A 26,318-nucleotide genomic window follows, 5' to 3' on the forward strand; every position below is an offset into this window, starting at 1 on the left:
CGCGACCGCCACGAGAAAAAGATTGTAATATGGCTTCACCAACTGTACCGTCTGGACGGTAATGTCAAGTGAAGTAACCATCCCTCCTGTCAGCAAGCGTCAAGCCACGCGGTCCCGGATCTTGGAAGCTGCGTCCGAGATCGTGCAGGAAAGTGGTGCCAACGGCTTGTCCCTGGATGCTGTTGCCGCCAAGGCCGGGGTCTCCAAAGGCGGCCTGCTTTACCACTTCCCCTCAAAATCGAAGCTTCTGACCGCGGCCGTCGAGAGCTTCGTGCTTGATTATGAGGCGCAGCTCATGAGTTGCGAGGCAACGCACGGAGAAAGTGAGCATCCGCTTTCGCACGCCTTCCTCGATCTCTTTCTGCAGGACTGTCGGTGCAATCGGAAGCCTCCGTCGGGCATCCTGGCCGCCTTGGCAGAAGATCCTTCCTTTCTCGACCCGGTTCGTCAGCACGAACGCCTGATTCTCCAGCGCTTGAAGGATGACCTGGGGGACGCCGATCTTGCTTCGTTGATCTACTTCACCATTGCCGGACTGAAGAGCAGCCATCTGCTTGACCTGAATGTGGTTCCCGACGAGGACGCGCGCCGCGTCGCGGAACGCTTGCGCGGGCTGATCGTGGCCAAGGGCTAAATATCCGCTTCGGCCCCCTTCCGGCGTAATCCGAGGCGTTTCGCACCTCCCGCTATGGCGCCAACCGTTGCCTTTCGCCCGTCGGGCGCCATGTGCCTTGTTGAACACTGAACAAGCGCGGGGGGCGCTCGATGCTTGCGCGTCATGCCGGCAAAATCACGGGGATCGCAGCCGCTTTGTCGCCTGTCGGCGGGCTGACTGGCTGCGCCGGGATGCAGTCGGCACTTGATCCAGCGGGCCACGAGGCGCAGGAACTCTACCTCCTGTTTCTCGGCATGTGTGCCGGCGGCGCGGTGGTGTTCATCAGCGTTGTTTCCTTGTTGATCTATGCCGTGCATCACCAGCGGCGCGTGCATAGTGACCGGGTCGTGGCGCGCCTGATCTTGTGGGGCACGGTCACCACCGTCGCGGTTCTGACTGTGCTTCTGACCTTCTCATTGGCCTTGTGGCCGGGCCTGCGCCCCGTTCAGGCCGAAGGGCAGCCTGCAATCGAGATCACCGTCACTGGCCACCAGTTCTGGTGGGACGTCCGCTATCAAACGCCGGACGGCCAAGCCGTTGTTGTTGCGGCGAACGAGGTCCGCCTGCCGGTTGGAGAACGCGTTTTCCTCACGCTGGAAAGCGCGGACATGATCCACTCCTTCTGGATTCCGGCCTTGGCCGGAAAGATGGACATGGTTCCCGGTCGCAGTACGCATCTTTCCCTTTTGGCGACACGTCCCGGCGTGTTTCGCGGTCCGTGCGCCGAATATTGCGGCACATCGCATGCCCTGATGGCCTTTTCCGCCGTGGCGATGGAACCTGCAGCATTCACCGCTTGGCTTGCGGCACGCCGCATGCCCTCCCCGACCGCCCAGGCTGCCGGGCTCCAGGCCTTCCTTTCCAACGGCTGCGGCGGCTGCCACACGATCAGCGGCACGGAGGCGCGAGGGAAAATCGGACCCGATCTCAGCCATGTCGGATCACGCGAAACGATCGGCGCCGGCATCCTCCCCAACACCGTCCAATCGATCGCGCGCTTCATCAAAGAGCCGGACACAATCAAGCCGGGCGTTCGAATGCCGTCATTTCGCATGCTGCCCGACGAAGAAATTGCAGGCATCGCTCAGTATCTGAAGGGTCTCCAATGAGCGACGTGCTCGATCCCGCCACTGAAACCAGAGCCGACACAGACGACCTTGAACGTCGACGTGCGCAGGAGAAGCGCTTGCGCGAGGTTTGGGCGACGCCGGGCGGCTGGCGCTATTGGACTTCGGTGAACAACACGGACATCGGCGTCTGGTATGCCTCCGCCGCATTTCTGTTCATGCTGTTTGCCGGCGTGCTCGCGCTTCTGGTGCGCACCCAGCTTGCCGTTCCCGATAACGACTTCCTGTCGGCGGACCTCTTCAACCAAGCTTTCACGCTGCACGGAACCGTCATGATGTTCCTGTTTGCGGTGCCGATCTTCGAGTCCTTCGCGATCTTCGTGCTGCCTGGTATGCTGGGCACGCGCGAGCTGCCCTTTCCGCGCTTGTCGGCCTTCGGCTTCTGGAGCTTCGCCATCGGCGGCGTCTTCGTGTGCGGATCGATCCTGTTCAATGCCGCGCCATCCGCCGGATGGTTCATGTATCCGCCCCTGGCGACAAACAAGGAGCAGATCGGCATTGGCGCCGATATCTGGCTGCTTGGCCTGTCCTTCATCGAAGTGGCGTCGCTTGCCGCCGCCGTGGAACTGATCGTGGGGATCATGAAGTTCCGCGCGCCGGGGATGCGGGTCAACATGATGCCGCTCTTCGCCTGGTATCTCCTGATCGTTGCCGGGATGATCCTGTTTGCGTTTCCGCCGCTGATTGCGGGCGATCTCCTGTTCGAGTTGCAGCGCCTGTTCGACTGGCCGTTTTTCGATCCCGCCCGAGGTGGCGATCCACTCTTGTGGCAGCACCTGTTCTGGATCTTCGGCCATCCCGAAGTTTACATCGTGTTTTTGCCGGCCATTGCCTTGATGGCGATGATCGTTCCCACGTTCGCGCAGCGGCCGATCGTCGGTTATTCCTGGATCGTGCTGGCAGCCGTAGGAACGGGCTTCCTCAGTTTCGGCCTGTGGGTCCACCACATGTTCACCACAGGCCTGCCCGCCATTTCGCTCGCCTTCTTTTCCGCAGCATCGGAAGCGGTCGCCATCCCGACCGGCGTGCAGATCTTTGTATTTATCGCCACGCTGCTTGCCGGCCGCGTGATCTTTTCCGTGCCGATGCTGTTTGGCGCCGGCGGCCTGGTGATCTTCGTGATCGGCGGTTTGACCGGTGTGATGGTGGCGATCGCGCCCTTCGACTGGCAGGCCCACGACACCTATTTCATCGTTGCCCACCTTCACTACGTCCTGATCGGCGGCATGCTGTTTCCGATCGTCGCGGGGCTCTATTATTACTTCCCGCTGATTTCGGGAAAGCTGTTGTCCGACCGGCTCGGCAAGATCGCCTTCTGGCTGATGTTTACAGGGTTCAACATCGGCTTCTTCCCGATGCACCTGACTGGGCTGCGCGGCATGCCGCGGCGGGTGTTTACCTATCCGCCCGACATGGGCTTTGATTGGTTGAACCTTGTTTCCACCATCGGCGCCTTTGTTTTCGCCAGCGGCATTCTGGTGATCGTCGTGGATGTCGTTTGGCCACGCAAAAAACAGCCTAAGGCGCCGATCAACCCCTGGGATGCAGGCACGCTGGAATGGCTCACCGCGCCGGATGAGAACTGGGGCATGCGCTCCATCCCGGAAATTCGCACCCGTTATCCCCTTTGGCAGGAAAAGACGCTGCGTCGCGAGGTCGACGAGGGCCGCTGGTACCTGCCGGATGCGGAGGAGGGGCATCGCGAGGCTCTCATGACGTCCGTTCTCGACGGAGAAGCGCAAGAGGTGTTCCGCGTTCCTGGCGTTTCAGTGCTCCCGATTTTGTGCGCCGTTTTCCTTGGCGGCGCGTTTATTGCGATGACCTTCGAAGCCTGGTGGACCACGCTCGTTTGTTCAGTGATCTTCTTCGGGTTCCTGATGGCCTGGATCTGGATCGGCACGGCACAAATTCCCGAAAAGGAGAAGAAGGACATCGGCCGCGGCGTTTCGTTGCCGCTTTACGTGTCCGGGCAGCCATCGGCCGGATGGTGGGCCATGTTCATCACCATGGTTGGCGACGGAACGGCCTTTGCGAGCCTCATGTTCGGCTACTTCTTTTATTGGACGATCCACGCCGACTTCACGGCCGGTTCCGAAGCGCCGGGAGCTTTCTGGCCACTCACCAGCCTCGCGCTGTTTCTCGCCGCCTGGGCGTTGATGGCCGTTTCCAAGCGCGTCAACACGAGCGGAAGGACAACTTTGTTCCGTCTTCTTCTCATGGCGTCTCTCGCTCTGACGGTCGCTGCATCGCTCGCCGGCCTTGCCGGACCGTGGTTCGGAGGAATGGATCCGACCATGCATATCTACCCTGCCATCGTGTGGGTGATCGTGGCCTGGACAATTGCCCACGCGGCAGTGGGTGTCGTGATGCAGGCGTTTTGTCTCGTTGCCAGCTATGCGGGCCGGCTGACCGCGCGCTACGACAAGGACATCCACAACGTCGTTCTTTACTGGCACTTCCTGATGGTCACCGCCGCCGTCACCTTCGCGGTGATCGGCCTGTTCCCGCGGATGGTGTGACATGGGCTTTCGCATCCTCCCGAAGGAAATCGAGACGCTCTGGACGCTGTTTACCGGCCCCGCGATCTGGGCCGTGCATTTTCTGTTCTGTTATGTCTGGGCGGCCATCTACTGCGCGAAACGAGACCAGCTCCAATTCGGCATGGTCTTTGTTCGCGGCGGAATCGGCGTGGCCACCGTGATCGCCCTGGTTCTGGTGGCGGCCGGCGGTTACCTGGCCTGGCGGCAATGGGGCTTTGGCGTCAACAATCCCCCACACAACAAGCCCACCGAAGACAGTCGTACGCTTTTCCAAGGCTTTTCGACCTTGTTGTTGTCTGCGCTGAGCTTCGTGGCGGTCGTGTTCACCGCGCTGCCGACGCTGTTTATCCAGGCGTGCTGGCCATGAAGCGCGCAACGATCTTTGTAGGGGCTGCTCGCCCATGATGATCCGGTGGAAGCACGTTCTCCTTGCCGCGATCGCCGCGCCGCTCCTCGCGCTGCTTGTGGCGTGGTCCGGCGTCATCTATATTGGAGCAACCGGCGGGCACTGGTCGATCACCAACTGGTTTCTTCATTACGTGATGCGCCAGTCGATCGCGACGTACGCGATCCCCGTTGAAGAACCGGAAATCATCGACCCCGGGCTGCTTGTTCCCGCTGCCGGCCATTTTCAGCAGGGCTGCGCCTTTTGCCACGGCGCGCCAGGCGAACAGCGCTCCGCAACCGTGATGAAGATGTTGCCTCAGCCGCCGGATCTCACGACGGTTCTGTCGACCTGGAGCGACGAGGAACTGTTTCGCATCGTCAGGAACGGGGTTCGCTACAGCGGCATGCCGGCGTGGCCGACGCAGGAGCGGGATGACGAAGTCTGGGGACTGGTGGCCTTTTTGCGCCAGATGAACGGCATGGACGCCGAAACCTACCAGACCCTGACGCAGCAACCCGCTTCCGGCAACCAGGCGGCGGGAAGCGTTGCCTTTGAGCGGGCGCTCAGCGCCTGCGCTGCGTGTCACAACCTTGACGGCAGCGGGCGCAGTTCGGTGATCCCGATCCTCGCCGGTCAAAGCGAGACCTACCTCCTGAACAGCCTGCACGCTTATGCGGATGGATCACGAGCCAGCGGCTATATGCAGACGGCGGCAACGCTTGTTGATCGCGCCCTTTACGCCGAACTTGCGGCCTATTTCGCTGCGCAAACCGAACCAGCTCCGCCGCCTGTCGACGCCCCGAACGACGTTCTGGAACTCGGCCGTCGCATCGCAGAACAGGGCCTGCCGGACAAGGAGGTGCCTGCCTGCCTGTCATGCCACGGTTCAACGCGCAAGGCTGCTTATCCGAGCCTGGACGGGCAGCATCGGGATTACCTCGTACGGCAACTGGTTTTGTTTGCCGAGGAGCATCGCGGCGGCACTCCGTTCAACCACCTGATGATCCGGCCGGCAAAGGGCCTGAGCGAGCCAGAGCGCGAGGCCGTGGCGGCCTATTTTGCGAGCCGCCGCAGGTAAACCGCCAACCCCTCAACGCGGCGGCCATGCGACAACGTCCCTCCTGGGCAGCGCCTTGAGGACACCTGTTCTTGCCGGAAGGACGTGCTAGACAAGGCTGCGCCCTTTCAGCTCCCAGGTAGATTGTGTCAGACACGATGCGACAATACGATGAAGCGTCTCGTTCCCGCACGCTTCACGCCTTCAACATCCTCGACACGCCGCGCGAGCCTGCTTTCGATGAGCTGGCCCAGATCGCCTCGGATGTTTGCGGCACACCCATTGCCGTTGTGAATCTCGTCGACACCAAGCGCCAGTTCTTCAAGGCCGAAGTCGGCCTCGGGGTTCGAGAAACACCGTTGGAAACATCATTCTGCGGGCAGGCAATCCTCAGCGAAGACTTCATGCTGGTGCCAGATGCTGCCCTCGACCCTCGCTTCAGTTGCAACCCGCTGGTGACGGGCGAGCCGGGCCTGCGCTTCTACGCGGGCGCGCTTTTGAAGACGCCGGACGGAGTGCCGATCGGCACAGTCTGCGTGCTCGACTACAAGCCTCGCGATCTCAACGAGCACCAGATCCGCACGCTGCGCCTGCTCGCCAGCCAGGCCATGACCCAGTTGCAGCTCCGGCGAGCGCTTGCAGACCAGATCCGCACGGCCAACCGCCAGCGGTTGATTGCGGAGTTGTCGGATCGCTTCCGCGAGATCACCGATATCGGTGAGATCGCTCAAGGGGCAGCCGTGCTGATGGGGGAAGCGCTCGGTGCGCGCCGCGCAGGCTTTGGCGTGGTGGATCTCGCGTCGGAAACCGTCGAGATGCAGCCCAACTGGTGTGCCGAAGGCGTCGCTCCTGTGGAAGGGACCTACCGGTTCCGCGATTATGGATCGTTCCTGGACGACCTGAAGGTTGGAGAGCTGGTTGCGATCCAGGACGTCGAGCTGGACGAGCGAACACGGAATTTTTCTGAGGCCCTCAAGGGGATCGGCATCCGCGCACTCTTCAACGTACCGGTGCTTGAACAAGGAAAACTCAACCTTGTTCTTTTTGCACATTATCCTGAGCCGTTCTTTTGGAGCGACGAGGATATCGCCTTCGCGCGTCAGCTGGCCGATCGCACCCATGCCGCGGTCGCCAAGGCCAAGGCGGAGTTACAGCAGGAGGTCTTGAACCAGGAACTGAGCCACCGGCTGAAGAACACGTTGGCCATGGTTCAGGCGATTGCGATGCAGACCCTCCGCTCCGTTACGGAGCGGGACGCGGTGGAAGCCCTGAACAATCGCATTCATGCTTTGGCGCAGGCCCACAATGTGCTTCTTCAAAGAAGCTGGTCGGCAGCACCCATGAAAGAGATCGTGGAAGCGGTTGTCGCGCCCTTCAACACGGAAGCCCGCTGTCACGTATCGGGTCCGACCGTCCGGCTTGGTGCGCGGGCCGCGTTGTCCTTGTCGCTTCTCCTGCACGAACTCGCGACGAATGCCGTGAAATACGGTTCCTTGTCCTCCCCTGAGGGAAGCGTGGAGGTAAGCTGGACAATCATCCAGGACAGCGACGAACCAGAATTGGTGCTGGGCTGGATCGAAAAGGATGGGCCGGAAGTCTCGCCCCCGAAAAGAACCGGATTCGGATCCCGCCTCATCAAGCTGGGTTTGATTGGAACAGGCGGGGTCGAGCTTCATTATAGCAAAGCTGGCCTACGAGCTGAAATGCGCGCTCCATTGTCCCAGATCCAGAAGTCGTAATGATCGGAACGACGATCGCCTCTCAATTTCCGAAAGTGCCTCCCGTTGTCCTGGTGGTTGAGGATGAGCCTCTGCTGCGCATGATGGCGGTGGACATGGTGGAAAGCGCCGGTTTCGAAGCCGTTGAAGCGACAGACGCCACTGATGCGATCCGCATTCTGGAACAGCGCACGGATATCCGGATCGTTTTCACCGACATCGACATGCCACGCGGGGTCGATGGCATGAGGCTGGCGGCTGCCATCCGGGACCGTTGGCCGCCAATCGAGATCATCATCACGTCCGGGCAAGTGGACGCGCCGGATGTTTCGCTGCCGGTGCGCTCCGTTTTCTTTTCCAAGCCTTACCGGGAAAATGAGGTCATCGCAGAAATGCGACGTATGGCTTCGCTGCAGTAGATCGCCCTGGTCCTCGACGCATGCGTGGCTCCCTTCGCCGGGAGCAACGGCTAACCATGTTCCAGACACTGCTCTGCGGCCTTGGACGTTAGCGGCGAGGCAAGAGGCGGGTGCCCTTTTTTGCTTTGGATCAGAGCGCCTGCCGCACAGCCACGCTGGAAAACTATTGCATCTTACAAATATCCTTGTATTGTTTCCATATGAACGACGCCACTGCTGTGTCTGCCCTATCCGCTCTTGCCCATGCCGACCGCCTCGCCGCATTTCGCATGCTGGTTCGCGCTGGACCGAGCGGAATGGCGTCGGGTGATATTGCGCAAGGTTTATCGATCCCGCCGACGAGGATGAGCTTCCACCTCGCGACACTGGAACGGTCGAAGCTGCTGCGCTCATGGCGGGATGGCCGCAACATCTTTTACGCCGCAAGCTATGACGACATGCGCCAGTTGCTTGCCTTCCTCACTGAGGACTGCTGCTCCGGAAACCCGGAGATTTGCGGAAGCCTCGGCGATTTCGCTACCACCTGCTGATTGGAGATTCGCAGATGACGGCCCGAACCTTCAACGTCCTCTTCCTTTGCACGGGCAACTCCGCGCGCTCGATCCTCGCTGAAGGAATCTTGCGGAAGGTCGGAGCTGGGCGCTTCCAAGCCTATTCAGCGGGAAGTCACCCGAAAGGTGAAGTCAATCCGATGGCGCTGGAGGTTCTGCAGGAGTTTGGATTTCCGGTTGACGGGATGCGCTCCAAGTCGTGGGATGAGTTTGCTGTTCCAGGCGCTCCGAAGATGGACTTCGTTTTCACCGTCTGCGACCAGGCCGCTGGTGAAGCCTGCCCGGTCTGGCCCGGCCAACCTGTGACCGCGCACTGGGGCATCGAAGATCCCAGCAGCAGCCATGGCCAGGGGGCTATGTGGGAGCGGACCGCCTTCACGCAGGCGCTTCGCTACATGAAGAACCGCATCGATGCCTTCGTGGCCCTTCCGGTTCAAACCCTTGAACGGTCGGCGCTGACCGCCCGGCTGAATGCAATTGGGCAGCTGGAAGGCGCGTCTTCGCCCCGCCCCTATGTCGCCTGAGACCCAGTGATGACTGTCACCATCTATCACAACCCGGCCTGCGGCACGTCGCGCAACACGCTGGAGATGATCCGGCAATCAGGCGAAGAGCCTGAGGTCATCGAGTACCTGAAAATGCCGCCGAGTCGCGAAAGGCTGGCCGACCTGCTGGCGCGCATGGGGCTAAGACCCCGTGACATCCTGCGCGAGAAAGGCACGCCCTATGCCGAACTTGGCCTCGGCGATCCGGCCCTCTCGGACGACGCCTTGCTTGACGCGATGATGGCGCATCCGATCCTGATCAACCGCCCGATCGTCGTGACAACCAAGGGCGTGGCGCTTTGCCGCCCTTCCGAAAAGGTGCTCTCCCTGCTGGAAAACCCCGTAGCCACCTTCACCAAGGAGGACGGCGAGCAGGTGAACGCGTCCGCAATCCGGCTGAAGGGCGAAGTTGTCAAACCCAACGCGGAGCTTGTCGAGCTTCTTCAAGCGGCGGACCTTCCCGTCGCCGACCTGCACGAACCCGGCCGCATCTTCATGCGCTTCCTGGACGAAAATGGCGCGCTTGCCGGATATGGCGGTTACGAGCCGCTCGGCAACGTTGTCCTGCTGCGCTCGGTTGTGGTTCCCGTCCCGAACAGAGGTGCGGGCTTAGGCGGAGCCATTGCGCGCCGGCTCATGCGGCACGCGACAGAGGGGGGTGCAACGGAGGCCTACGCCTTCACGAGCGAGCCGCGCTCCTTCCTGTCGGCCGCAGGATTCCGGCGGATCGACCGTTCCGCCGCGCACGACGCCGTGAAACAGACCCGGCAAGCGATAGGCCTTTGCGGTGCTTCCGCAAGCCTCTGGCACACGGTGCTGGCCTGATGGGCGGCCCGCTGTCGGCAGATCTCCCTGCCGTTGAACTCGACCAGCTCCATCAGATCGACTTCCGGAGCCTCGCGGCTGCGGACGATCCAGGGCATCCGCCGCGCATCCTCGTTCTCCACGGGTCGTTGCGGGAGCGCTCCTATTCGCGGCTCCTGTCGGAGGAAGCGGCGCGGCTCCTGCGTTGGTTCGGCTGCGAGGTCCGCGCTTTCGATCCCCGGGGGCTGCCACTGCCCGATGCGGTGGACGCGGACCATCCAAAGGTTAAGGAGCTGCGCGACCTCGCCGAGTGGTCGGAGGGCATGGTGTGGGTTAGCCCGGAACGCCATGGCGCGATGACAGGCATCATGAAGGCGCAGATCGACTGGATTCCGCTGAGCCTGGGAGCCAAGCGGCCGACGCAGGGCAAGACCCTCGCCGTCATGGAAGTGTCCGGCGGATCGCAAAGCTTCAATGCGGTGAACCAGATGCGGATTCTTGGCCGCTGGATGCGCATGGTGACGATCCCTAACCAGTCATCTGTTCCCAAGGCGTTTCTCGAATTCGACGAAGCAGGCCGGATGAAGCCCTCCGCGCTTTACAGCCGCGTCGTCGACGTCTGCGAGGAACTGGTGAAGTTTACCTGGATGGTGCGCGGACGCTCCACCTACCTGACCGACCGCTATTCCGAACGCATCGAAAGCGCGCAAGAACTGTCCCGCCGCGTGAACCAGCGCGCCATCTGACCTGAACCATCCGGACGACCCATGCTTGCCCTCGCGATCTTCATCGCCACCCTGATCCTCGTCATTTGGCAGCCGAAGGGGCTGGGCATCGGCTGGTCGGCGCTAGCCGGCGCAGCCGTTGCGCTCGCCACAGGCGTCGTTGGCTGGAACGATGTCGGAACTGTCTGGCACATCGTTTGGGATGCGACCTTCACCTTCGTGGCGCTGATCGTTATCTCCCTCATCCTCGATGAAGCCGGCTTCTTTTCGTGGGCGGCGCTCCATGTCGCCCGCTGGGGCAATGGCAACGGCAAGCGGCTGTTTCCGCTGGTGGTGCTTCTCGGCGCCGTGATCGCCGCCTTCTTCGCCAATGATGGCGCCGCCCTCCTGCTCACGCCGATCGTGTTGGCCATTCTTCTACGGCTGCGTTTTTCGCCGGAAGGTGCCCTGGCCTTTACGGTCGCCTGCGGATTCGTGGCGGACACCACCAGCCTGCCCCTCGTGGTTTCGAACCTCGTGAACATCGTGACAGCAAACTTCTTCGGCCTGTCCTTCGGCCGCTACGCCGCCGTTATGGTGCCGGTGAACCTCGTTTCGCTCGCCATGACGCTGCTCGTGCTTTGGCTGTGGTTCCGCCGCGACATCCCTGAACGTTATCAACTGGGCGATCTGGAAGAGCCGCGGCACGCAATCCGCGACACGGCCGTGTTCCGGTCTGCCTTCCCGCTGCTCAGCCTGCTTATGGTTGCTTATCTCGTAACGGGACCGTTGGGCGTGCCCATCGCCTTCGTCACGGGTGCTGCCGCCCTTGCCCTGATGGTGATCGCGGGGCGCTGGTTCTCCGGCGGGCGAGGCGCCGTGGTGCCGCTCCGCAAGGTGCTGCGGGAAGCACCTTGGCAGATCGTCCTCTTCTCCATCGGCATGTATCTTGTGGTCTACGGTCTCGGGAATGCTGGGCTGACTGCAATCGCGTCTGGCATGCTTGAATGGCTCGCGCGGCAAGGCACGATCGTCGCCACGGTCGGCACCGGCTTCCTTGTTGCGGTGCTCGCATCGGTCATGAACAACATGCCTGCCACCTTGGTCGGCGCGCTCGCCATTGACCAGGCACAGGTGCCTGCGGTCACGCGCGAGCTGATGGTTTACGCCAATGTGGTCGGCAACGATCTCGGCCCGAAGCTGACGCCGATCGGGTCGCTGGCAACACTCCTGTGGCTGCATGTACTTGCCGGAAAAGGGCAGCGGATCACCTGGGGACAGTACATGAAGGTCGGCCTCGTCCTGACCCCGCCCGTGCTTCTGGCGACGCTCCTCGCCCTTTGGGCCTGGCTGTCCGTCCTCCCGTGAGGCACGATCCGGTTCCTCAGGAGAGCCGCTGTCGGTCCGTACGCACCAAGCCGGAGGAGACACAACAGGCCAACCACAACCCGTCTTGATTCAGATCAAAGCAGCTCCATTCCTGGGTGGCTAGGCAGGAACCCTGATCTCAGGAAAGCGGGGCCTGCATGTCGACCAGATTTCGAATTGCGTTGGTAATCTACGGGTTGGTGAACGCCGTCGTGTTCGGCACGGGCGCCATCACGATTCTGTCTTTGCCATCCTTGAGCGAACACTGGCCGATCCTGATGCCGATTGTCGTTGTTGCGAGCCTGGTGCTTGCCGCGCCGCTCGCCTGGTTCATCGCGCCGAAACTGCGATCAAGAAACGGGCGGCGTCGGTGAGGTTCGCTGACACCCTGCCGCAAGTCGACACTGCGGCCAATCTCTGGTGCCCAAGCTGCGTGGAATGGACCTGCGGCCTGGGAAGTCTCCTGACGCCGCCGGAAGCCTCCCAACTTGCCGCGGTCTCCATTCGGCGCCAAGTCACTGCCGGCGCGGAGCTGCTCACCATGGAAGGCCTGCGGGACACCTGCGTGGCGATCCTGCGTGGCGTTGTGAAGGTGTTGCGGTTGTTGTCTGACGGACGCCAGCAGATCGTGGCCTTGAAGGCCGCACCCGATCTTCTCGGCGCGCCCTTCATGCGCGTGGACGATCTTTCCTTCAGGGCGGTCACAGACATGGAGATCTGCTGTGTCCCGCGGTCGGTCTTCGAGGCGCTCGTGCTTCGCAACCCGGCTCTGGAACACCGCCTGCACTTGCGGGTCCTGCAAGACCTCAGCGCGGCCGAAGCGCTGCTTCTGACGCTTGGCCGGAAAACCGCACGGGAGCGGATCGCAACCTTTCTTCTGGAGGTCGCGGGACGTTTGCAGCCCTTGGGAAAACAGGGTCGGTGCAGCATCTGGATCGAGGAGGGAATGCCTTCCGTCCTCGACCTGCCTTTGACGCGCGCGGAGATCGGGGACTTCCTCGGCCTGACCTTCGAAACGGTCAGCCGCCAGTTCGCCGCGCTGCGCCGAGACGGAATCATCGCCTTTTCTGATCCCCGCCGCATCACCGTGAAAGACGGCATGCGGCTGCAAATGGCGTCCGGCAGCTGACCGGACGCGGGTCATCCTGACGCGCTTGATCTGAATCAAGGCGCGTCCTTCCCGCCGTTGCTAGGCGTCCCCTCATCTCAAGCGGAGTAGCGCTCGATGGAATTGATCCGGCCAGGTATCCTTTTTGCGTTGGCCTTTGCATTTGCCGTGGCCTCGGCGCTGGCGCATGACGCGCAGTTTGCTGTGCACATGGCGCTGTTTGCGGCCGTCGGGCTCGGCCTGGCAATCTGGACGATCCAAACGTCAGACCCGACTGGCCGGCCCATGCCTGCTGGTCTCGACGACGGCCTTTACATGGACGGGCCGATCCGCTTCGGCGTGATCGCGACCGTGTTCTGGGGCGTGGTTGGCTTTCTGGTCGGGGTGGTGATCGCCGCGCAGCTTGCCTTTCCGGATCTCAACGTCGCACCCGTCCTCAACTTCAGCCGCCTGCGCCCGCTCCATACGTCGGCGGTGATCTTTGCCTTCGGTGGCAACGCGCTGATCGCGACCTCCTTCTACATCGTCCAGCGCACAACGGCGGCGCGGCTGTTCGGCGGCGGTTTGTCCTGGTTCGTGTTCTGGGGCTACCAGCTCTTCATCGTGCTGGCGGCGACCGGCTATCTCATGGGCGTTACCCAGTCCAAGGAATATGCCGAGCCGGAATGGTATATCGACATCTGGCTGACGATCGTCTGGGTCGCCTACCTCGTCGTGTTCCTCGGCACGATCGTGAAGCGCAAGGAGCCGCATATCTATGTGGCCAACTGGTTCTTCCTCGCCTTTATCGTGACCATCGCGATGCTGCACGTGGTGAACAACCTGGCGGTGCCGGTGTCGTTCCTGGGCTCCAAGTCCTACCCGATCTTTTCGGGCGTGCAGGATGCGCTGGTGCAATGGTGGTACGGCCACAACGCGGTGGGCTTCTTCCTGACCGCCGGCTTCCTCGGCATGATGTACTACTTCATTCCCAAGCAGGTTGAGCGCCCGGTTTATTCCTACCGCCTGTCGATCGTCCACTTCTGGTCGCTGATCTTCATGTATATCTGGGCCGGCCCCCATCACCTCCACTACACCGCACTGCCTGACTGGGCGCAGACGCTCGGCATGGTGTTTTCCGTGATGCTGTGGATGCCGTCCTGGGGCGGCATGATCAACGGCCTGATGACGCTTTCTGGCGCCTGGGACAAGCTGCGCACCGATCCGGTTCTGCGCATGCTCGTGATCGCGGTGGCCTTCTACGGCATGGCGACCTTTGAAGGTCCGATGATGTCGATCAAGGCGGTCAACTCCTTGTCGCATTATACCGACTGGACCATCGGCCACGTTCATTCCGGCGCGCTCGGCTGGAACGGCATGATCACCTTTGGCGCGATCTACTACCTCGTGCCCCGGCTTTGGCACACCAATGGCCTGTATTCATTGCGCCTGGTGAACTGGCACTTCTGGTTGGCCACCATCGGCATCGTGCTCTACGCCGCATCCATGTGGGTCGCCGGCATCACGCAGGGCCTGATGTGGCGCGAATACAATGCCGAGGGCTACCTGGTTTATTCGTTCGTGGAGACGGTGGCAGCCATGTTCCCCTTCTACGTCATCCGCGTGGCCGGTGGCCTTCTCTACCTCATTGGCGGGTTGCTGATGGCGTACAATGTTTGGCGAACGATCCGGGGCGAAAAACCCCAGGCGCTGGCCGTGGGCACGGTGCAACGCGGCGGCCTTCAGGCTGCCGAATAAGCCCGGCGTTTCAGGACAAATCCCAATGCTAGATCCCATCTCCAAGTTCCTGTTCCGCCACCATCACAAGGTGGAACGCAACGTCACCGTGTTGTTGATCTTCTCGTTCCTGATCGTAGCCATCGGGGGCATCGTCGAGATCGTACCGCTGTTTTACGTCGACAACACGATCGAGAAGGTGCAGGGCATGCGTCCCTACACCCCGCTCGAGCTGGCCGGCCGCAACGTCTACGTCCGCGAAGGCTGCTATACCTGCCATTCGCAGCAGATCCGCCCGATGCGTGACGAGGTCGAGCGCTACGGCCATTACAGTCTCGCGGCCGAGTCGATGTACGACCATCCCTTTCAATGGGGCTCCAAGCGTACCGGTCCGGATCTCGCCCGCGTCGGCAACCGCTATTCCGATGAATGGCACGTGCGCCACCTGATCGAGCCGCGCTCTGTTGTGCGTGAATCGATCATGCCCCGCTACGGCCATCTCGCCACGACCGACCTGCGCACGGATGATATCGCGCAGCACCTGAAGACCAACCGGCTGCTCGGCGTGCCCTACACGGACGAGATGATCACCGAGGCCAGAGCCGACCTGCGCAACCAGGCCTCGCTGGAGGCCGATACCAGCGCACTCGGCGAACGCTATCCCAAGATGCAGGCACGTGACTTCGACGGCAACCCGTCGCGCCTCACCGAGATGGACGCGCTGGTCGCGTATCTTCAGTCGCTCGGCACGCTGGTGGACTTCACCGCCTACGAGCCCCTCAGCCACGAAAACCTGAGGTGACGCCATGGGCGAAATGAACCTCTACGAGACACTGCGGCACTTTGCCGACAGTTGGGCGCTCCTTGTCCTGGTGCTGTTCTTCCTGGGTGTCCTGATCTGGGTTTTCCGGCCGGGCTCCCGACGCTCCTACCGCGACCAAGCCAACATCCCCTTCAAGTACGACCGTGAGAAAGAGGGTCGCAAAGATGAGTGACATCGGAGCAGACAAGGGCTTCCCCCGCGTTCCCGGTTCGGAGCCCTACCGCGGCGAGGTCGATCAGCCGACCGGCACGGCAACGACGGGCCATGAGTGGGACGGCATCAAGGAACTGAACACACCGATGCCGCGCTGGTGGCTGTGGGTGTTCTATGCGACGCATGTTTTCGCGCTGGCTTATATCATCCTGTATCCGTCCATCCCGCTTCTGCGCGATGCCACGACGGGTCTGCTTGGCTGGAATTCGCGCTTGGAAGTGGCGCAGGAGCTCACCGCAGCCGAAACGGCACGCGCTGAGCTGTATAACCAGATCCGGGAACTGCCGGTGGAAGAGATCGCCAAGAGCGACGAACTGCGGGAAGTGGCGTTCCGCGGCGGCTATTCGGCGTTCAAGGTGAATTGCGTGCAGTGCCATGGCGCCGACGCCGCCGGCAGCCCCGGCTTCGCCAACCTGCAGGACGACGACTGGCTCTGGGGCGGCACGCTCGCGGATATTCAGTACACCATCGAGCATGGCGTTCGGTTCGCGGGCAACGAAGACACGCGGTATTCCGAAATGCCGGCGTTCGGTCGGGACGGCATCCTGGAGCGCCCGGACATCCGTGCGGTCACCCGGCATGTCTTGTCGTTGAGCAACTCCGGGCCTGCGGATCCGCAAGGGGCGGAGGTTTATGCCGCCAACTGTTCTTCCTGTCATGGCGACGCGGGTGAAGGCAATCGCGAGCTCGGCGCTCCCAGGCTGAACGACGCGATCTGGCTTTATTCTTCGGCGCCCGCCGATATCGAGCGCCAGATTTATTCGCCACGTCATGGCGCAATGCCTGCGTGGAACCAGCGTCTCGACCCTGCCACGATCAAGCAGTTGACCGTGTATGTGCATGAACTCGGCGGCGGTGAAGCTTCGCCGGAAGACGCACCGAGCCAATGACGCGCTCGGCGCCGGGTCCCGCGGCCCGGCGCCCTTCGATGCCTTGATCTGGATCAAGGCCGCTGTTCAGGCGGAGGCTTAAGACGCCCGCATGACCACTTTGCTCGACACGATCAACAACGACCCACGCCGCACCGCCGTGCTCGTGGAAGACGCGACGCCCGTCAACAATCACGAGTTCCGCGCCGACTACGAAGCACGGCGAAAGATCTTTCCTTCGCGCGTCCAAGGATTTTATCGCCAGCTGAAGTGGATCCTGGTGGCGGTGCTCCTCGGCATCTACTGGTTCACGCCGTGGATCCGCTGGGATCGCGGGCCGCATGCGCCTGACCAGGCCGTTCTGCTGGATCTCGCGCATCGCCGCTTCTATTTTTTTGCGGTCGAGATCTGGCCGCAGGAATTCTATTACGTCGCCGGGCTCCTCATCATGGCCGGCCTTGGCCTTTTCCTGGTCACCTCCATCGCCGGCCGCGCGTGGTGCGGCTATGCCTGCCCGCAAACCGTCTGGACCGACATGTTCATCCAGGTCGAGCGCTGGATCGAAGGCGACCGCAACGCCCGCATGAAACTCGATGCGGCTCCCTGGACGTTTGCCAAGTGGCGCAAGCGCCTGACGGTCTGGACACTTTGGATCGTGATCTCGGTGGCAACCGGCGGTGCCTGGATCTTTTATTTCGCGGATGCGCCGACGCTTGCGCGCGACATGGTCACCGGACAGGCGGCTCCCGTCGCTTATTTCACCGTTCTTACGCTTGCCGCGACGACCTTCTGGCTGGCCGGCTTCATGCGCGAACAGGTTTGCACCTATATGTGCCCGTGGCCGCGCATCCAGGGCGCAATGCTCGACGAAAACTCGCTGATCGTCACCTACAACGACTGGCGCGGCGAGCCTCGCTCACGCCATTCCAAGAAGGCGATCGCGAAAGGGCTCGATGTCGGCGATTGCGTGGACTGCAACGCCTGCGTGGCCGCTTGCCCGATGGGCATCGATATCCGCGACGGCCAGCAGCTGGAATGCATCACCTGCGCGCTCTGCATCGACGCCTGCGATACCGTCATGGACAAGGTCGGCCGGCCGCTCGGGCTGATCTCCTATTCCACGCTCGTGGATTTCGAGCACCACACCCAAACCGCAAAACAACAGGGCCGCGAAACCGCAACGACCGAACAGAAGCGTGTTTCGTTCGCCCATATCGCCCGGCCGCGCACGATCCTTTACTTCACGCTCTGGGCAGCGATCGGCCTCGGCATGCTTGTTGTGCTGTTTACCCGCGGGCATCTCGACGTCACGGTTCTGCATGACCGCGCGCCGCTGTTCGTGACCCTATCGGATGGCTCTGTCCGCAACGGCTATACGCTGAAACTCGCCAGCAAGACCCTGGATGAACGGCCGCTCGAGTTGAGCCTTGAGGGCGTGGACGACGCGGTGATGTGGACGCCCGAAAGCGAGACCCGCTCGCGGCAGCTTGCCGTAATGGTTCCACCGGATGCGGTGCGCGATCTCCGCGTCTTTGTGAGCCGCCCCCCGGGAGCCGAAGCCGTAAGCTTCACCTTCCTGGTGACGGATCCGGAAAGCGGGGAAGCCGTCAGGAGCACGGCGCGATTTGAGACGGGAAGCAGATGATGACCATTATTCCACGCGAAGGACATCCCTTTACCGGTTGGCACATGATGGGAGTGGTGTTTCTGTTCTTCGGCACCATCATCGCGGTCAACATCACGATGGCCTATTGGGCGGTGAGCACGTTTCCCGGCCTCAACGCGCACAATTCGTATGTCGCGAGCCAGAACTACAACGTTCTCCTGAAAGACGCCGCCTTTCAGGAGGAGCGCGGCTGGAAGGGCGTGCTGACTCTGGAGGACGGTCGCCCGATCCTGGCGCTTCGAGACCGTAACGGCGCCCCCATTCACGGCCTGGAGGTCACGCTTCTGGCTGGCCGGCCTGCCAGCGCGTCCACGGACAGCGAGGTGGTTCTTCATCCTGTGCCGGGTGGCGGCTACCGCAGCGACGATATGCTCGCACGCGGCCGCTGGCTCGTGGAAATCGAGGCGCGTGATCGCGGCGAACTGATGTGGCGCGAAACCAGCTCCGTCGTCGTGGACTAGGAGATCAACGTGAGCGCCACCACCCTCTTTCCCCCTTGCCGCCTGGTAGATCCGTCCTTTGTCCGCACGGCCAAGGACGGCACGCGTAGCCTCGACCTCCTTGTTGACGACATGCATTGCGCGGGTTGCCTCGCGAAGGTCGAGCGTACCGCCAATGCCGTGCCGGGCGTCGCCCATGCCCGGGCGAACTTGACCACCAAGCGTCTCGCGGTTGATCTGGACGCCACCGGCTCGCCGGAAGCGGTGCTTGAAGCGCTGCGCAGGGCCGGCCGTTCTGCACGGCCTTTTGACCCCGGCGTAGCGGCCGAGACCAACAGCGACTCCGCCGAATTGATCCGCTGCATGGCGGTGGCAGGATTCGCGTCCATGAACGTGATGCTGTTGTCGGTGTCGGTCTGGTCAGGCGCCGATGGCACCACGCGTGACCTGTTTTACTGGCTCTCGGCCATGATCGCGATCCCGACCGTGATCTATTCCGGCCGGCCCTTCTTCCGCTCCGCCTGGAACGCCCTGCGTCACGGCCGCACCAATATGGACGTGCCGATCGCCATCGGCGTAACCGGCGCCACCGCGCTGTCGCTCTACGAAACCATCACCAGCGGCGAGCATGCCTGGTTCGACGGCTCCGTCGCGCTTCTGTTCTTTCTCCTTGTCGGCCGCGTACTGGACAACCGCATGCGCGATGTCGCGCGTGGAGCGGCCGCCCGCCTGCTGACCTTGGCGCCCACGGTCGCCAGCCTGGTTCTTGCGGATGGCCGCAGCCGCGACATCCCGATCAGCTCCGTGCGCATCGGCGACATCCTTCGCGTCCTGCCCGGTGAGCGCGTGCCGGTGGATGGGATCGTCACCACCGGCGCCAGCGATCTTGACCGCGCTTTGCTGACCGGAGAATCCGTGCCGGAACCTGTCAGCGCGGGGACGCTGATCCATGCCGGTGCCAACAATCTGACCGGGCCGCTGGAAATGCGCGCCACCGCGCCTGCCAATGAAACCGTGCTTGCGGGCATCATTCGGCTGATGGAAAAGGTGGAGCGGCCCGACGGCCGTTTCGTGCGCCTTGCAGATCGCGCTTCGCGTCTTTACGCACCGGCCGTCCATTCGGCCGCCTTCCTGACGATGGTGGGCTGGCTTCTTCTAGGCTTCGGCGTGCATCCCGCCGTCACCGCGGCAGTCGCCGTGCTCATCATCACCTGCCCTTGCGCGCTCGGCCTCGCCGTGCCGGCCGTCCAGGTGGTGGCAGCGGGCCGCCTGTTGTCGAGCGGCATTATCCTGAAAGACGGCGCAGCACTCGAGAAGCTGTCGGAGATCGACACGGTCGTGTTCGACAAGACCGGCACGCTGACCCGCGGCACGCCCGTCCTGGCGCAGGGTCCGGATAGCGGCGAAGCCTGGTCGGTCGCGGCCGCGCTCGCCAGCGGCAGCCGCCATCCACTGTCGCGCGCTTTGGTTGAAGCGGCCGAAGTGCATGGCATCCACCCTGCTCACGTGACGGATTTGGCCGAACGTCCTGGCTTCGGTGTGGAAGCCCGCTGGAACGGCGTGCCTGTTCGCCTCGGCCGCACCGGATGGGTGGACGCACCTGCCAACACGCAGTCCTGCCTTTCAGAAGTCTGGCTGCGGATCGGCGATGAAACACCGCAGCCATTTCTGTTCAGCGACGAGTTGCGCGCCGACGCGAAGCAAACGGTCGCTGAGTTGCAGGCGCTTGGCCTGGATGTCCGGCTTATTTCCGGCGATGCGCAGGGCGCGGTGGACCGTGTGGCGGCGCAGGCCGGCATCAGCCGGAGCCTCGCCGGCTGTTTGCCGGGCGGCAAGGTCGAAGCGTTGCAGGCGCTTGCCCGCGAAGGCCGCAAGGTCTTGATGGTGGGCGACGGCCTCAACGACGCCCCGGCGCTCGCCGCCGCCCATGTCTCGGTGTCGCCGGCCTCCGGTGCCGACATCGCGCAGGCTGCGGCCGGCATTGTTTTTACCGGAGAAAACCTTTCGCCCGTGCTGGAAAGCGTGGTCACGGCGCGCAAGGCGCGCCGCAAGATCTTCAGCAATTTTAGCCTGGCGATCGGTTACAACATCATTGCCGTGCCGGTAGCGGTTCTGGGGTATGCCACGCCGCTGATTGCCGCCGTGTCGATGTCGGCTTCGTCCATCCTGGTGATCGCGAATGCGCTGACGCTTGGCCTTTCCCTGCGCAAGGTCGGCAAATGAGCGCGCTTCTGGGCCTGATCCCGGTTGCGCTCGGCTTCGGCCTTCTTGCGCTGGTGGTGTTTCTTTGGTCCCTCAAGAACGGGCAATACGACGATCTCGACGGAGCCGCGGCCCGCATCCTGATCGACGACGAAAAACCCACCGAAACCACACAAGACCAAGCGGAGAAGCGCCGTGTTTGAACTTCTGAAGATGGCGCATCTCATAACCATCGCGATGGTGTCTGGCCTTCTTCTGTCTCATTATGTCGCCTTGCGGGCGAGTGCCGGACGCGAAGCCGAAGCCGGCATGGCGCTGGCGAGACGCACGCTGGCCGACATCACCAGTTTCGGCGTCGCGTTTGCCTGGATCACTGGGCTCACGCTGTTGTGGAGCCAGTACGGCTCGGGCGAACATCCGCTGAGCTCCTGGTTCACTGCCAAGTTCCTGCTGGTTTGCGTGCTGACGCTCGCCCATGTCATGCAGCGCGTGCGCGCGTCACAGTTGCGCCGTGCCGGCGATTTCGTGCGCGGCCGCCGGATCGCCGAACGCTGGGTGTCCTTTGCCTGGATTTCTGCCCTGTTCGTGATCTGCCTGGCCGTTATCGCCTTCAAATAAGCGGCTCGCTTCAAGCGAAACAGAAAAAGGCCGGATCGCTCCGGCCTTTTTGCTTGTCACCCTGAAGGCTTATTGAGCGGCCCGGTCGAGCAGCTCGTTCATCTTGGTCTTCGCCTTGCCGGGGTTCTTGGCTTCGCGGGCGGCTTCCAGATTGGTGGGTTCCCCGACCTTGATCAGCGCAACCATGCCCATGCCGTAATGCGGCGTGCACTTCACCCCGTACACGCCTTCCTTGTCGAGCGTGACGGTGATCTCCTGGTTGATCTTGCCCTTGAACGGCTCGACGCCTTCCGGGAGCATGCCCTTGATGGATTCCGCATCATGCCCTTTGTCGACTGGGATAAAGGTCACGGTGTCACCCGGTGCCGCTTCAATGAAATCGGGCTGGAAAACCATCGCGCCCTTTTCCCCCTTGTTCAGCATTTCGACCTTGTGGTCGGCCGCGAAGGCGGGACCGGCAACCGCCAGAGCCGCAGCGGCGGCCACAAGGGCGGAGATGGTGGAACGGTTCATGTGTCGTCTCCTTGACGTTGAATGCTCCCTCCTACGTCCGACGATCGGTTCGTCCTTTGACTCAGGTCAAACAGGCATCAAAGGAGCGTGGGACATCTTTTCTGACGTGATCAGCGGATTCTCGCCCGTCTGATCCAGATCAAGGTGTGGCGGGTGCTCCATGGCTAGGTTCCGCTTATGAGCACAACCCCGCCCTTTCGCCTGCTTCCGGCCAGCCAACGCGCCGCGCATCTTTCGTCACGCCCTTGTTTCCGGGGCGGAGGGCCACGACGCATCGGGGCCGACCGGATCATGACGGAAGCGGCGCAGTTGGGAAAAGGAGCCTTGCCATGAACCGCTTGCCCCTAGATCAGGCCGGATTGAAGCTGAAGCGCTGTCACAAGGACATGCTTGACCTTTGTCGCGAGCTGGAAGCCATCGCGGATAGCCTGCCCGATGCCGTCGATCGCCAGCAGTGTCTGCAGGTGGCGCGTTCGGTGTGCCGAACGGTAGCGGATGCGCAAAAAGTGGAGGAAACCATGCTCTTTCCAGCGCTGGAACGCCTTTCCTCCACACTCACGACGATGCCCGCAACCCTCGAGCGTTTGCGGTTCGAGCACTACGAAGACATGTGCTTTGCCGAAGAACTCCAGGAAACGCTGCTTGCGCTCGGCCGCGGGGACCGCGGGCTTTCGCCCGAAGCCATCGGCTACATGCTTCGCGGCTTCTTCGAAAGCGTGCGCCGTCACGTCGCTTTTGAACGCGAACTGCTCACTCCGCTTCTGGCGATGAGCTGGACCACCAGCCCAGCTCGCAGCCCTAGCGCCTGATCAGCCGCAGCGCTTCTTCAGCCGTGCCATGTCGAAAACATCAACATGGCGGTTGTTGGCGATGGCGATGACCTGGTCGGCCCGAAGCTTGGACAACTGCCGCGAAACGGTTTCGAGCGTCAGCCCCAGGAAGTCAGCGATATCGGCGCGGGTCAGCGGCAAATCGAAGTGACGTGCTTCCTCCTTGGAAGGATCCAGATGAGTGGCGATGAGGTAAAGAAAGCTTGCCACCTTTTCCGCGGCGGTTTTTCGCCCAAGCGTCACCATCCAGTCGCGCGCTTCATCCAGTTCGCGAAGGGTTTGCTGCATCAGCCTGTGTTCAAGCGCCGGGTTTTCGGCAATCAGCCGTTCCAAGGCGGCACGCGGCACGCGGCAAAGCTCGACATCGGATGCAGCTTGCGCGGTCACCGCGCTCGACTGAGTGAACAGGCGGCCGAGAAAGTCCGGGGCGAACTGCAGACCAACAATCTGCTGGCGTCCATCTTCCAGCGTTTTGGTGAGCTTCACCACGCCACGCATGACATTGGCGTAGGAGGCGACCGGCTCGGCTTCGGCTGCCAGTTCCGCTCCCGCAGGCTGCTTCACCACTCGGGTTGCCTTCGACAAGGCCACCAATTCGCTGGGTTCAAGAACCCCGCACATCCCGTTGTGGCGCGCTTCGCAGCTTTGGCAAAGCACCGGCACCTCGGAATTGTGGATGTCCTTGCGTGTGTCCATGGCCATGGCTGTTCAGGTCACCCTTGATAGTTTCCGAGGTTGCGCGCGATGCGGATTCTCACGCGGAACGCTTTCCTTGAACACTGCCGGCGGCACCGGGGCTTTGATCTAGATCAAACCGACGCGGCAGAAGACGAGCTACGGGTTTGGCAAATCCGGAGAGATTTGATGTCGAACACCCCGAGCATCCGTAGCGGGATCGCCGTGCCGCGCTACACCAGCTATCCAACCGCTCCCCATTTCAGTGATCGCGTGGATGCGGGCACCTACGCGTCTTGGCTGAGCGAAATCAACCCCGGGGATGCGCTTTCCCTTTACCTGCATCTGCCCTTCTGTGACCGATTATGCTGGTTCTGCGGCTGCCACACCAAGCAGGTGAGACGCTACGATCCGATCGCCGATTACCTTGAAGCCCTTCATGTGGAGATCGAAACCGTTGCTGGCCATATAGGACGCAAACAAAAGGTTGGTGCCATCCACTTCGGCGGTGGCTCGCCCACGATGATCAACCCAGCCGATCTCGTTCGCCTGCGGGCCCAGCTCGACACCGTCTTCGACGTGCTGCGCAGTTGCGAGATCAGCGTCGAGGTTGATCCCAACGACATCACGGAAGACCGGCTGGATGCCTGGGCCGCCTTCGGTGTCACGCGCGCGAGCTTCGGCGTTCAGGATTTCGACGCGCGCGTTCAACAAAGCATCAATCGGCTCCAGAGCTTCGAGCAAACCAAAGAAGCTCTCGATGGATTTCGCGCGCGCGGCGTTACTTCCGTCAACCTCGACGTGTTGTATGGCTTGCCGCATCAAACGGAAGACACGCTCGCAGCGACAATCGAGAAGGTGGTTGCGCTCTCCCCCGATCGCGTCGCTCTGTTCGGCTACGCCCATGTTCCCTGGATGAAAAAGCACCAAAGCATGATCGACGAAAGCTGGCTCCCAGATGCATCGGCCCGTTTCGCTCAAGCGGCGCTGGGTGCGAACCTGCTGACGCACGCCGGCTATCTCCCTGTCGGCATCGACCACTTCGCCTTGCCGGAAGACGACCTCGCCAAGGCCTCGCGCGCCAACACGCTTCGCCGCAACTTCCAGGGCTATACGACCGACCAGGCGCAGGTGCTGATCGGTCTCGGGGCGTCATCCATCAGTTCCCTGCCGCAGGGCTACGTGCAGTGCGTGACAGCCACGCACGACTACAGCCGCAGAGCCTTGGCTGGCGAATTGCCCGTTGCGCGAGGCTACAAGCTGACGAGCGCCGATCGTGCCCGAGGCTGGATTATCGAGAACCTGATGTGCCGCTTCGGATTCTCCGCGGCGCAGCTACGCACACTTTTTCCTGCCGAGGCCGATGCTCTTCTGGCGCAAGCGGCGCTGCTCGCGGCTGCCGACAAAGACGGTCACGTCCGATATGCAGATTCGCATTTCAAGGTCACGGAAGCGGGGCGCCCGTTCGTGCGCGTGGTTGCATCCGGGTTCGATGCCTTCCTCGGAACGTCCTCCGCCCGCCATTCCGCTGCCGTTTAAGGGCTCATGTGCGGGGGAGTGGCGAAATCAAATGTGCGCAGCGACCCCAACCCTTCTCAGCGGAACCTTGCCACAGATTTCGTTCATGCGGCGCATGATGTTGTCCATGCAGGGGTGGCGCATCTCTGCTCGTTCCACCGTCGAGTCGACGAGTGCGATGGTCGCCAAAGGGATGCTAGTCCATCGCACAAGCTCATCTGCGGAGGTCGGCGTCGCTGTGGCCGGTCATTCGGAACTTCTGGAACGAGCCCCGTAAGCTGCCGCTGGACGTGTGCTCGACTCCGCTCCTTCACGACCTCGGCCGCAGTCATTCCAGGTGCTGGTATCGCCGAACTTCGTCGCCTCAACTTTTCCGGCGGTAGCCGAGGTTCGCCGAGACCTTATCTGCCGCGGCGAGAAGGCTCTCGATAAGGTTGGTCGGCGGCGTTTCAGGGATGTGCTGAATAGAATCGGTCATCGCGATGGCGCCGACATAATCGCCAAGGGCATCGAAGATTGGCGCGGCAACCGCGTTGAGCCCCACCATTGATTCGTTCGGACCCGTCGCCCAGCGCCGCTTGCGGACTGCTTCGACTTCCTGGCGCAGTCGCGCCGGCTCGGAGATCGTGTAGGGCGTGCGCATCGGCAGGCCCTCTGAGATCACCCTGGGCAGGAGAAGCTCGTCGCCGAAAGCCAGCGTGACCTTACCCTGCGCGCTCGCGTGATACTCCATCAGCGAGCCGGGTTTCACGAAGATCTCGATGTTTGATCGGCTTGGCATGACCAGGAGAATACGCACGCCGTCTCGTTCGGGCTGGCTGATGGCCACGGCATGTCCGGTCTGGTCGCGCAGCTCGCGCGCAACCTCGCGGGCCGAGGTCGCCAACTCGAAGCTTTCGCTGACTGCCTGTCCGAGCGCCATCAGCCTAGCGCTGATGGAATAGCGCTCGGTTTCCTCGTTGCGCATCAGGTAGCCGGCCGACACCAGAGTCTGCAGGTGACGGTGGATCCGGCTCTTGGTAGTCGTGAAAGCCCGCGCCATCTCCGACACGCCGACCGATGTCTGGCAGCGCGCGACATATTCGAGGATTTCCAAGGCGAACTCGACCGCCTGAATCGAGCCGCCCTTTCCAGCTTCCGTTACCCGTGGCCGGCCATCGAAGGGCGCCGGTTTCGCGTCAGGGACGTCGATGGCTTTACTCTTCTTCGGTGTGTGGACGATGTCGCCAGTGTCAATGCGTCGGTTCATGG

At 62.2% G+C, this 26,318-nt stretch carries 28 protein-coding genes; 25 read left to right on the top strand and 3 right to left on the bottom strand.

What is annotated here, in order from left to right:
- Window positions 1-121 precede the first annotated feature (121 nt).
- From J5Y06_RS00615 to J5Y06_RS00725, 23 genes are all read left to right on the top strand, one after another.
- On the top strand, window positions 122-634 hold the full coding sequence (locus tag J5Y06_RS00615) for a TetR/AcrR family transcriptional regulator (RefSeq protein ID WP_209333189.1): 513 nt from the start codon (window positions 122-124) through the stop codon (window positions 632-634).
- 131 nt (window positions 635-765) lie between these two features.
- On the top strand, window positions 766-1,764 hold the full coding sequence (gene coxB, locus J5Y06_RS00620) for a cytochrome c oxidase subunit II (RefSeq protein WP_245247492.1): 999 nt from the start codon (window positions 766-768) through the stop codon (window positions 1,762-1,764).
- A complete protein-coding gene (gene ctaD, locus J5Y06_RS00625; protein WP_209333190.1) occupies window positions 1,761-4,301 on the top strand; it encodes a cytochrome c oxidase subunit I in 2,541 nt (846 codons plus the stop codon). The genes coxB and ctaD overlap by 4 nt, the downstream gene beginning before the upstream one ends.
- Before the next feature lies 1 nt (window position 4,302).
- Complete coding sequence (locus J5Y06_RS00630; protein WP_209333191.1) at window positions 4,303-4,689, top strand: hypothetical protein; 387 nt, start codon at window positions 4,303-4,305, stop codon at window positions 4,687-4,689.
- Window positions 4,690-4,723: 34 nt separating this feature from the next.
- A complete protein-coding gene (locus J5Y06_RS00635; protein ID WP_245247494.1) occupies window positions 4,724-5,788 on the top strand; it encodes a c-type cytochrome in 1,065 nt (354 codons plus the stop codon).
- Between the two features lie 137 nt (window positions 5,789-5,925).
- The gene (locus J5Y06_RS00640) at window positions 5,926-7,506 is read left to right on the top strand and encodes a GAF domain-containing protein (RefSeq protein ID WP_209333192.1); all 1,581 of its coding nucleotides are present in this window, start codon (window positions 5,926-5,928) and stop codon (window positions 7,504-7,506) included.
- The gene (locus J5Y06_RS00645; protein ID WP_209333193.1) at window positions 7,506-7,904 is read left to right on the top strand and encodes a response regulator; all 399 of its coding nucleotides are present in this window, start codon (window positions 7,506-7,508) and stop codon (window positions 7,902-7,904) included. Before J5Y06_RS00640 ends, J5Y06_RS00645 begins: the two co-directional genes overlap by 1 nt.
- A 200-nt stretch (window positions 7,905-8,104) precedes the next feature.
- The gene (locus J5Y06_RS00650) at window positions 8,105-8,434 is read left to right on the top strand and encodes an ArsR/SmtB family transcription factor (protein WP_209333194.1); all 330 of its coding nucleotides are present in this window, start codon (window positions 8,105-8,107) and stop codon (window positions 8,432-8,434) included.
- Between the two features lie 14 nt (window positions 8,435-8,448).
- Window positions 8,449-8,979 carry an arsenate reductase ArsC gene (locus tag J5Y06_RS00655; protein WP_209333195.1) on the top strand — a complete coding sequence of 177 codons (531 nt, stop codon included), beginning with the start codon at window positions 8,449-8,451 and terminating at the stop codon, window positions 8,977-8,979.
- Window positions 8,980-8,988: 9 nt separating this feature from the next.
- The gene (arsC, locus tag J5Y06_RS00660; protein WP_209333196.1) at window positions 8,989-9,825 is read left to right on the top strand and encodes an arsenate reductase (glutaredoxin); all 837 of its coding nucleotides are present in this window, start codon (window positions 8,989-8,991) and stop codon (window positions 9,823-9,825) included.
- A complete protein-coding gene (gene arsH, locus J5Y06_RS00665; RefSeq protein WP_209333197.1) occupies window positions 9,825-10,550 on the top strand; it encodes an arsenical resistance protein ArsH in 726 nt (241 codons plus the stop codon). The genes arsC and arsH overlap by 1 nt, the downstream gene beginning before the upstream one ends.
- Window positions 10,551-10,571: 21 nt before the next feature.
- Window positions 10,572-11,876, top strand: a complete 1,305-nt coding sequence (locus tag J5Y06_RS00670; RefSeq protein ID WP_209333198.1) for an arsenic transporter — start codon at window positions 10,572-10,574, stop codon at window positions 11,874-11,876.
- A 158-nt stretch (window positions 11,877-12,034) separates the two neighbouring features.
- On the top strand, window positions 12,035-12,250 hold the full coding sequence (locus J5Y06_RS00675; protein ID WP_209333199.1) for a hypothetical protein: 216 nt from the start codon (window positions 12,035-12,037) through the stop codon (window positions 12,248-12,250).
- Entirely contained in the window at window positions 12,247-13,005 is a 759-nt protein-coding gene (locus J5Y06_RS00680) for a Crp/Fnr family transcriptional regulator (RefSeq protein WP_209333200.1), read from the top strand. Before J5Y06_RS00675 ends, J5Y06_RS00680 begins: the two co-directional genes overlap by 4 nt.
- A gap of 96 nt (window positions 13,006-13,101) precedes the next feature.
- The gene (gene ccoN / locus J5Y06_RS00685) at window positions 13,102-14,721 is read left to right on the top strand and encodes a cytochrome-c oxidase, cbb3-type subunit I (protein ID WP_209333201.1); all 1,620 of its coding nucleotides are present in this window, start codon (window positions 13,102-13,104) and stop codon (window positions 14,719-14,721) included.
- A gap of 25 nt (window positions 14,722-14,746) precedes the next feature.
- Window positions 14,747-15,502 carry a cytochrome-c oxidase, cbb3-type subunit II gene (ccoO, locus tag J5Y06_RS00690; RefSeq protein ID WP_209333202.1) on the top strand — a complete coding sequence of 252 codons (756 nt, stop codon included), beginning with the start codon at window positions 14,747-14,749 and terminating at the stop codon, window positions 15,500-15,502.
- 4 nt (window positions 15,503-15,506) lie between these two features.
- Window positions 15,507-15,695, top strand: a complete 189-nt coding sequence (locus J5Y06_RS00695) for a cbb3-type cytochrome c oxidase subunit 3 (RefSeq protein WP_385932189.1) — start codon at window positions 15,507-15,509, stop codon at window positions 15,693-15,695.
- Complete coding sequence (gene ccoP, locus J5Y06_RS00700; protein WP_209333203.1) at window positions 15,688-16,626, top strand: cytochrome-c oxidase, cbb3-type subunit III; 939 nt, start codon at window positions 15,688-15,690, stop codon at window positions 16,624-16,626. Before J5Y06_RS00695 ends, ccoP begins: the two co-directional genes overlap by 8 nt.
- Before the next feature lie 91 nt (window positions 16,627-16,717).
- A complete protein-coding gene (gene ccoG / locus J5Y06_RS00705) occupies window positions 16,718-18,250 on the top strand; it encodes a cytochrome c oxidase accessory protein CcoG (RefSeq protein WP_209333204.1) in 1,533 nt (510 codons plus the stop codon).
- Entirely contained in the window at window positions 18,247-18,732 is a 486-nt protein-coding gene (locus J5Y06_RS00710; RefSeq protein ID WP_245247496.1) for a FixH family protein, read from the top strand. Before ccoG ends, J5Y06_RS00710 begins: the two co-directional genes overlap by 4 nt.
- A 9-nt stretch (window positions 18,733-18,741) precedes the next feature.
- Window positions 18,742-20,934 (top strand): heavy metal translocating P-type ATPase, encoded by a 2,193-nt coding sequence (locus tag J5Y06_RS00715; protein ID WP_209333205.1) that lies wholly within the window; start codon window positions 18,742-18,744, stop codon window positions 20,932-20,934.
- On the top strand, window positions 20,931-21,116 hold the full coding sequence (gene ccoS, locus J5Y06_RS00720; protein ID WP_209333206.1) for a cbb3-type cytochrome oxidase assembly protein CcoS: 186 nt from the start codon (window positions 20,931-20,933) through the stop codon (window positions 21,114-21,116). Before J5Y06_RS00715 ends, ccoS begins: the two co-directional genes overlap by 4 nt.
- Complete coding sequence (locus J5Y06_RS00725; protein ID WP_209333207.1) at window positions 21,109-21,531, top strand: hypothetical protein; 423 nt, start codon at window positions 21,109-21,111, stop codon at window positions 21,529-21,531. Before ccoS ends, J5Y06_RS00725 begins: the two co-directional genes overlap by 8 nt.
- A gap of 69 nt (window positions 21,532-21,600) precedes the next feature.
- On the opposite strand, the gene J5Y06_RS00730 is transcribed toward J5Y06_RS00725, so the two are convergent.
- Window positions 21,601-22,044: a pseudoazurin gene (locus J5Y06_RS00730; RefSeq protein ID WP_209333208.1), complete on the bottom strand. Its 444-nt coding sequence runs from the start codon at window positions 22,042-22,044 to the stop codon at window positions 21,601-21,603.
- Window positions 22,045-22,373: 329 nt separating this feature from the next.
- On the opposite strand from J5Y06_RS00730, the gene J5Y06_RS00735 reads away from it, so the two are divergent.
- Complete coding sequence (locus tag J5Y06_RS00735; RefSeq protein ID WP_209333209.1) at window positions 22,374-22,853, top strand: hemerythrin domain-containing protein; 480 nt, start codon at window positions 22,374-22,376, stop codon at window positions 22,851-22,853.
- On the opposite strand, the gene J5Y06_RS00740 is transcribed toward J5Y06_RS00735, so the two are convergent.
- Window positions 22,854-23,570, bottom strand: coding sequence for a Crp/Fnr family transcriptional regulator (locus tag J5Y06_RS00740; RefSeq protein ID WP_209333210.1), 717 nt, complete (start codon window positions 23,568-23,570; stop codon window positions 22,854-22,856).
- A gap of 168 nt (window positions 23,571-23,738) precedes the next feature.
- Here J5Y06_RS00740 and hemN point away from each other — a divergent pair, with 168 nt between their 5' ends.
- A complete protein-coding gene (gene hemN / locus J5Y06_RS00745; protein ID WP_209333211.1) occupies window positions 23,739-25,088 on the top strand; it encodes an oxygen-independent coproporphyrinogen III oxidase in 1,350 nt (449 codons plus the stop codon).
- 343 nt (window positions 25,089-25,431) lie between these two features.
- Here hemN and J5Y06_RS00750 read toward each other — a convergent pair whose 3' ends face one another.
- The gene (locus J5Y06_RS00750; RefSeq protein ID WP_209333212.1) at window positions 25,432-26,316 is read right to left on the bottom strand and encodes an IclR family transcriptional regulator; all 885 of its coding nucleotides are present in this window, start codon (window positions 26,314-26,316) and stop codon (window positions 25,432-25,434) included.
- Between the last annotated feature and the right edge of the window lie 2 nt (window positions 26,317-26,318).

The organism is Tianweitania sediminis (assembly GCF_017813335.1).
Classification (GTDB): Bacteria; Pseudomonadota; Alphaproteobacteria; order Rhizobiales; family Rhizobiaceae; genus Tianweitania; species Tianweitania sediminis.

What these genes read in the sequence shown, in the direction of transcription:
- coxB (WP_245247492.1), top strand. Translation starts at nt 766, where the DNA reads ATGCTTGCGCGTCATGCCGGCAAAATCACGGGGATCGCAGCCGCTTTG.
- ctaD (WP_209333190.1), top strand. Translation starts at nt 1,761, where the DNA reads ATGAGCGACGTGCTCGATCCCGCCACTGAAACCAGAGCCGACACAGAC.
- J5Y06_RS00630 (WP_209333191.1), top strand. Translation starts at nt 4,303, where the DNA reads ATGGGCTTTCGCATCCTCCCGAAGGAAATCGAGACGCTCTGGACGCTG.
- J5Y06_RS00635 (WP_245247494.1), top strand. Translation starts at nt 4,724, where the DNA reads ATGATGATCCGGTGGAAGCACGTTCTCCTTGCCGCGATCGCCGCGCCG.
- J5Y06_RS00640 (WP_209333192.1), top strand. Translation starts at nt 5,926, where the DNA reads ATGCGACAATACGATGAAGCGTCTCGTTCCCGCACGCTTCACGCCTTC.
- J5Y06_RS00645 (WP_209333193.1), top strand. Translation starts at nt 7,506, where the DNA reads ATGATCGGAACGACGATCGCCTCTCAATTTCCGAAAGTGCCTCCCGTT.
- J5Y06_RS00650 (WP_209333194.1), top strand. Translation starts at nt 8,105, where the DNA reads ATGAACGACGCCACTGCTGTGTCTGCCCTATCCGCTCTTGCCCATGCC.
- J5Y06_RS00655 (WP_209333195.1), top strand. Translation starts at nt 8,449, where the DNA reads ATGACGGCCCGAACCTTCAACGTCCTCTTCCTTTGCACGGGCAACTCC.
- arsC (WP_209333196.1), top strand. Translation starts at nt 8,989, where the DNA reads ATGACTGTCACCATCTATCACAACCCGGCCTGCGGCACGTCGCGCAAC.
- arsH (WP_209333197.1), top strand. Translation starts at nt 9,825, where the DNA reads ATGGGCGGCCCGCTGTCGGCAGATCTCCCTGCCGTTGAACTCGACCAG.
- J5Y06_RS00670 (WP_209333198.1), top strand. Translation starts at nt 10,572, where the DNA reads ATGCTTGCCCTCGCGATCTTCATCGCCACCCTGATCCTCGTCATTTGG.
- J5Y06_RS00675 (WP_209333199.1), top strand. Translation starts at nt 12,035, where the DNA reads ATGTCGACCAGATTTCGAATTGCGTTGGTAATCTACGGGTTGGTGAAC.
- ccoN (WP_209333201.1), top strand. Translation starts at nt 13,102, where the DNA reads ATGGAATTGATCCGGCCAGGTATCCTTTTTGCGTTGGCCTTTGCATTT.
- ccoO (WP_209333202.1), top strand. Translation starts at nt 14,747, where the DNA reads ATGCTAGATCCCATCTCCAAGTTCCTGTTCCGCCACCATCACAAGGTG.
- J5Y06_RS00695 (WP_385932189.1), top strand. Translation starts at nt 15,507, where the DNA reads ATGGGCGAAATGAACCTCTACGAGACACTGCGGCACTTTGCCGACAGT.
- ccoP (WP_209333203.1), top strand. Translation starts at nt 15,688, where the DNA reads ATGAGTGACATCGGAGCAGACAAGGGCTTCCCCCGCGTTCCCGGTTCG.
- ccoG (WP_209333204.1), top strand. Translation starts at nt 16,718, where the DNA reads ATGACCACTTTGCTCGACACGATCAACAACGACCCACGCCGCACCGCC.
- J5Y06_RS00710 (WP_245247496.1), top strand. Translation starts at nt 18,247, where the DNA reads ATGATGACCATTATTCCACGCGAAGGACATCCCTTTACCGGTTGGCAC.
- ccoS (WP_209333206.1), top strand. Translation starts at nt 20,931, where the DNA reads ATGAGCGCGCTTCTGGGCCTGATCCCGGTTGCGCTCGGCTTCGGCCTT.
- J5Y06_RS00730 (WP_209333208.1), bottom strand. Translation starts at nt 22,044, where the DNA reads ATGAACCGTTCCACCATCTCCGCCCTTGTGGCCGCCGCTGCGGCTCTG.
- J5Y06_RS00735 (WP_209333209.1), top strand. Translation starts at nt 22,374, where the DNA reads ATGAACCGCTTGCCCCTAGATCAGGCCGGATTGAAGCTGAAGCGCTGT.
- J5Y06_RS00740 (WP_209333210.1), bottom strand. Translation starts at nt 23,570, where the DNA reads ATGGACACACGCAAGGACATCCACAATTCCGAGGTGCCGGTGCTTTGC.
- hemN (WP_209333211.1), top strand. Translation starts at nt 23,739, where the DNA reads ATGTCGAACACCCCGAGCATCCGTAGCGGGATCGCCGTGCCGCGCTAC.
- J5Y06_RS00750 (WP_209333212.1), bottom strand. Translation starts at nt 26,316, where the DNA reads ATGAACCGACGCATTGACACTGGCGACATCGTCCACACACCGAAGAAG.